The following is a 5,144-nucleotide window of genomic DNA, read 5'->3' as shown; positions in this document are numbered from 1 at the left end:
GGGGTCGCCCAGGCGCTCTCGGACACCTTCCACGACGTGGGGCTGCCGGTGGTGGCGCTGGCGTGGCTGATCTCGGCGGCGCTGCGGGTGGCGCAGGGCTCGGCGACGGTCGCGATCGTCACGACGGCGGGGATCGTGGTCCCGCTGGTGGAGGGCGGCGGCCACTCCCAGGCGTACCTGGCCCTCCTGATCATGGCCATCTCCGCGGGCTCCATTTTCGCCTCGCACGTCAACGACGGCGGCTTCTGGATCGTCTCCCAGTACTTCGGCATCTCGGAACGGGACACGTTGAAGTCCTGGACGGTACTGGAGTGCGTGCTGTCGGTGGCGGGGTTCGCGGTGGTGGCGGGGCTGAGCCTGGTGGTGTAGCCGACCGGATCCCGATTCCCACGATTGCTAGCAGAATGCTGGCATTGCGACTATTCTTGTCGCATGGCGACTCTCTACGTACGCGATCTCTCGGAAGAGACCCTTGCGGAGCTGAAAATAAGAGCCGCGCGGAACCGGCAGTCGTTGCAGGCCTATGCGCGCACCCTCCTAGAGGACGAGGCGGCCACGCCCGCGCTTGACGATGTCTTGGAGCGGATCGGGCGGCGGGCCAGGGCCAGGCTGTCCACGGATGACGTGCTGGCGGACATCGGCGCCGGAAGGCGGCGCGAGTGATCGTCGTCGATGCCGGGGCCCTGGTCATGCTGTTGGCTGACGCAGGCCCTGTGGGGGAGGCTGTGCGTGATCGCGTGCGGGGGGAGAGGCTCCTTGCGCCGCACCTGGTCGATGTCGAGGTGGCGTCCGCCCTGTTGGGTCGCCACCGGGGCGGGAAGCTCTCCGACTCGGAGTTGGATGAGGCGTGGGAAAGCTTCGCCTTGCTGCCGATCCGGCGCTTGGAGCACAAGCCGGTCCTGGGCCGTGTTCGTGAGCTGTACGCCAATCTCTCGGCTTACGACGCCACATACGTCGCGCTGGCCGAGGGGTATCAGGTGGCGCTGGTCACCAGCGACGCTCGGATCGAGCGCTCTGGTCGAGCGAAGTGCCCGGTCGAGGTTTTCAACCATCGGACAGTCGGTCATACGCCAAGGCCGTAGTAGGGGCGGGCGCGGCGGGGCGCTACTGGCTCGGCTTGCGTCGCTTCCTTGAAACCTTGGGGCATAGCGGGTGTATCCGAAAACGCATACGTTCGCGATATGCCGCTCCGGGTTCAATGCCCGCATGGACCACAGCGCATCCCTGGCAGCCCCGACCCGTCGTACGCGGAGGATGGTGATCGTCGGACTGGCGGTCCTGGGTGCGGCGTTGGTCGCGTTCGTCCCGGGCCGCATGGTGCTGATGATGTTGTCCATGCCGCTGCGCAGGCCGACGTGGCAGGTCTGGTTCGGGACGTTCAACGGCGTGGCGCTCGTCACGGTGCTCGCGCTGCCGTTGGCCGCGCTGGCGGCGTGGGCCCTGGCGCGCCGTCGGAGTGCCGCAGGCGCCACGTCGGCGTGGCGGAAGTCGCTGGCCGAGGTCGGCATCGTCTACGGGACGCTGCCGTGGGTCTGGATGATCCTGCTGCCGGGCGACGAGGACGGAGCCGTCGTGAGCCTGGTGCCGCTGCGCGACCTGCTCGTGATGGACCAGGGCCAGATCGTCGGCAACCTGCTGGTCTTCGCCGCGCTGGGGTTCCTCGTCCCGCTGCGGTTCGTGGCGCTGGCGTCGGTGCCGCGGATCCTGGCGCTCGCGGCGGGCTGCTCGGTCCTGGTCGAGACCGCGCAGTACGTCCTGCGGCTGGACCGGGTGTCCTCCGTGGACGACGTACTGCTCAACACCGCCGGCGCCGTCCTGGCCGCCCTGGTGTCGCCCCGCTGGTGGCGCGCCACGCCCGAAACGCCGTCGGACCGGCCTCGACCCACCCCCGTACCGGGCCGCTGAGCCGCGCGCAGTACGCCGCCATCTCGGCTTCGGACAGGCGATGGTCCGGCCGTCCAGCCACGCGGCGTGCACGGCGGCGGTCCTCTCGTTCTTGGCGGCCGGGCGGCTTTCGCCGGATCGGGCTCGTCTCCGGCGATCAACGCGCTCATGTTCCCGTCGGTGGCGGGGTTCGTGGTGGTGACGGGGTTGAGCCTGGTGGTGTGACGTGTCTCCCGCCATTGGGCGAGGTGAATCAATTCACCTATCTGGAAATCCGGTTCGGCGTCCACCTGTCCGTCGGCCGCACCGGGCAGTTTCGAGTCGAGTTCGCGCCCACGTCCCATAGGTGTCGTGTGTAGCAAGCTCCGGATCAAGTGCTTTAAGAGGAAAGGGGCTTGACCTAAGTCTGCGGAGAGCTGTTCAGCTCGTCCCGCGCACGCATGCTGGCCGTAATGGGGTCCAGAGGGCAGCAATGGACTGGACTCCTGTTATCCGGAGAACCAGAGTGACAGCCGGGGAAGCGCTGCCGACCTGAAGCACAGCGCTCACTAATTGCCGCCGTCATGCTTCTGACGGCAATGGGGGGACTTGTGACCACGACCATGCGCCTGGGATTGCGCGTGATCAGATCTATACCCACCGTCGCGCTTACCGCCGCGATCGCCTTCACTGCTGGCGGAGTGGCCGTCGCGGATGACGAGCTTCCGGCAGACGTCGAGGGCACGGACACGCTGGAGGTTATCGAGATCACCGAGCCGGACCAGCAGCTCCCCACGGGGGACGCGGTGCTCGGTGAGGAGGAACTGAGCGCGGACGATGCCACGTCAGACCTCGATGTCGTCGACAGCCGGGCAGCTGCCAAACGTCTGCCGTACCTGTGCAAGGCCGCAGTGGACTACCCGCATAATTCACACACCGTCAAGGGCACAATCAACGTGCACTTCGACACCAAGTGTGGCCAGGTGGCCCCGAACCTCTATACCGAGGGATCGTTGTCTCGCTCTCGCTGGTACGGCTGGGAGCACTTGAGCACCGGCAAGGACGGTAAGGAGAGCACCAGGAGCCTGCGCGTGGTGGCCCCCAAGGGGTGCAAGAAGGGCACCTGGTATCGCTACAAGGGACAGGCCCGCTTCTACGTGTCCGGTCCGCAAGGTCGAGGCTCGGCTCACGTGTACAACCAGAACGACAAAGAGCTCAAGTGCACAGGCTGACAGGCCGAGCGGTGAGCAGCGCGGCGGTCTGCGGTGCCGCCGCACTGCTCGTCTCCTGTACGGGATCGTCGGCCAGCCCGCCCGAGGCACGGCAGTCACGGTCGGCGCCCGTGTCACCGTCTCCCGGACCGGCGTCTCCGGTCGCCCGGGGAAGCAGCGGCGCCGCCTTGCCGCTGGTTGCGGGTCAGTGGGGTGGTCGGCACAAGGCGCCACCGCAGCGTCTTGAATGGGGGCACCCGGCCGGGAAGGACCTCAAGGGAGGCGCTGAGCGGCCCGTCAAGATCACGGTCAAGGCCGCTTTGGCCCCCTCGTATGTCTCCTTCATGTTGCACAGCAGGATCGATGAGTCCGGCATCCCGGACGAGGACACGCGGCGGCAGAAAGTCCTGGCCTGTGGCGACGGCATCACCTCCCCAGGCTGCCGGATCACGGACAATAGGGACGGCTCGTACACGATCGGGGCACTGGCCGGGCTGCCGCCGGGCCATCCGTACCGTGTCCTATACGTACAGTGGGCACCGAACCGTCCTGGTGCTGAGGAGTCTTGGGCGTCATGGCAGCTACCCACTGGCTAGGCGGCCCGCCTGCGGACCGTGAGCGGCTGGCCGTCTGGGCACTGTCCCGGATCGGGGCGGCGGCCGCCGAGGACGCACGCGTGGACGCGGTGGTCGACATCGACTACGTGGCACGCGACGTCGAGGCGTACCTTGGTGGCCGTTTCGGCGCCGGCACGGTGGGCGAACCGGCGCATCGGCGGCTGGGCGGAAGGCGGTGCTTCCACCTGAACGGAATCTCCCCCCTCCAGCTCCGGAGGGAAGACAGCGACGAGCCGTGGGCCGTCCTGCTCGACCCGGCACGCCTGATCCGGGGCATCAGCACAGTGACAGCCGCGCATCGACGCGGAGCGCGGGTCGAACTCACCCTCACTCCCCACGCGTTGTTCGCCGACCCCACCGACGTCTGGCTGCCGCCAGGTGCCCAGAGCCTGACGGTCCAGCTCGACCCGGCCACGGGCCTCCTCCACTCGGCCGCGCTCCACGACCAGCACGGCCTACTGGCGACGGCCCAGGTCAGTGAGGTGACTGTCCTTGACGCCTCATCAGAGACTGAGGCGGGCAGGGTTCTGGCCCGTATGGCCAGAACCCTGCTGGAGCCCGCCCGGCTGACAGCCGAGGTCCACATCGAGACCGACTCCCACGACGACCTCTCCATCACGTCCCTGCCCTCAGCCCGCTCCTGGACGATCGTGTCCAACCAGGAAACCCTGACGATGACAGGCGACTACGAACCAGACCAGACCAGCCCGGCCGCCGCCCGCTTGGCTGAACTCCTCACGCCCGCCCGTATCGTCTCCCACCTCGCACACGCCACGGTCACCTCACCGACCAGCGTCCAGGCAACCGTCCGCCCTCTACGCGCCTTCCCACCCAGTGCCTGGGCCCCCGACGAGGCACTGACGTGTCATTTCACCGTGGACCCCACGACAGGCGTCCTCCTACGAGCCGAAGCGACAGCAGCGCAGCGCACCGTCTTCCGTCACCTCGTCACAGCACTGGGCCCAGAGCGACCTGCCCAGCCCGTGTGAGTCGGCATTTCCGGCAAGCGAAGAGCCGAAGCCCCGGCGCGCTGTCCTGGTCGATGACCTCGACGACGACCGGGCCATCGTCAGTGGGAGCATTGTGCCAGCGGCACCAACTCGTCAGCATTCCGCGGCCTCTCGCGGGAGACGCCGGTGTCGCTGGGGACGGTCCTGCTGATCATCGGTACGCCGCTGGTGCTGATCCTCGCGGCGACCTTCTCGTCCATCGCGCTGGACCCGTCGACCTTCCGGTCGGTCGTGGAGTTCTTCGGCAACCCGTTTGTGGCGCTGACGATTGCGCTGCTCATGGCGTACTACCTGCTCGGTATCCGCTGCGGCTGGTCGCGCAAGTCCCTGGAGAGCGTGTCCACTTCCTCGCTCAAGCCGGTGGGGAACATCCTGCTGGTCGTCGGCGCGGGTGGGGTGTTCGGCGCGGTGCTGAAGGGGAGTGGGGTCGCCCAGGCGCTCTC

The 5,144-nt window shown here is 67.8% G+C and carries 6 protein-coding genes and 1 pseudogene; all 7 read left to right on the top strand.

Annotation, left to right across the window (positions count from 1 at the left end):
• Nucleotides 1-369: GntP family permease (locus tag AOK16_RS09905; RefSeq protein WP_240483500.1), on the top strand; the 369-nt coding region annotated here is incomplete at its 5' end.
• A gap of 63 nt (nucleotides 370-432) precedes the next feature.
• Nucleotides 433-663, top strand: a complete 231-nt coding sequence (locus tag AOK16_RS09900; protein ID WP_055471877.1) for a FitA-like ribbon-helix-helix domain-containing protein — start codon at nucleotides 433-435, stop codon at nucleotides 661-663.
• The gene (locus AOK16_RS09895) at nucleotides 660-1,082 is read left to right on the top strand and encodes a type II toxin-antitoxin system VapC family toxin (RefSeq protein ID WP_055471876.1); all 423 of its coding nucleotides are present in this window, start codon (nucleotides 660-662) and stop codon (nucleotides 1,080-1,082) included. Before AOK16_RS09900 ends, AOK16_RS09895 begins: the two co-directional genes overlap by 4 nt.
• A 124-nt stretch (nucleotides 1,083-1,206) precedes the next feature.
• A complete protein-coding gene (locus tag AOK16_RS09890; protein ID WP_055471875.1) occupies nucleotides 1,207-1,905 on the top strand; it encodes a VanZ family protein in 699 nt (232 codons plus the stop codon).
• A 569-nt stretch (nucleotides 1,906-2,474) separates the two neighbouring features.
• Entirely contained in the window at nucleotides 2,475-3,095 is a 621-nt protein-coding gene (locus AOK16_RS09885) for a hypothetical protein (RefSeq protein WP_157859167.1), read from the top strand.
• A 553-nt stretch (nucleotides 3,096-3,648) separates the two neighbouring features.
• On the top strand, nucleotides 3,649-4,680 hold the full coding sequence (locus tag AOK16_RS09880) for a hypothetical protein (RefSeq protein ID WP_055471873.1): 1,032 nt from the start codon (nucleotides 3,649-3,651) through the stop codon (nucleotides 4,678-4,680).
• 138 nt (nucleotides 4,681-4,818) lie between these two features.
• A pseudogene (locus AOK16_RS09875) lies at nucleotides 4,819-5,144 on the top strand (GntT/GntP/DsdX family permease); the annotation flags it as partial.

Origin of the sequence: Streptomyces pathocidini (genome assembly GCF_001418495.1) — a bacterium.
Lineage (GTDB): Bacteria > Actinomycetota > Actinomycetes > Streptomycetales > Streptomycetaceae > Streptomyces > Streptomyces pathocidini.
Note: the sequence above shows the minus strand (reverse complement) of the source record. Positions and strands in the feature narration are given on the sequence as shown.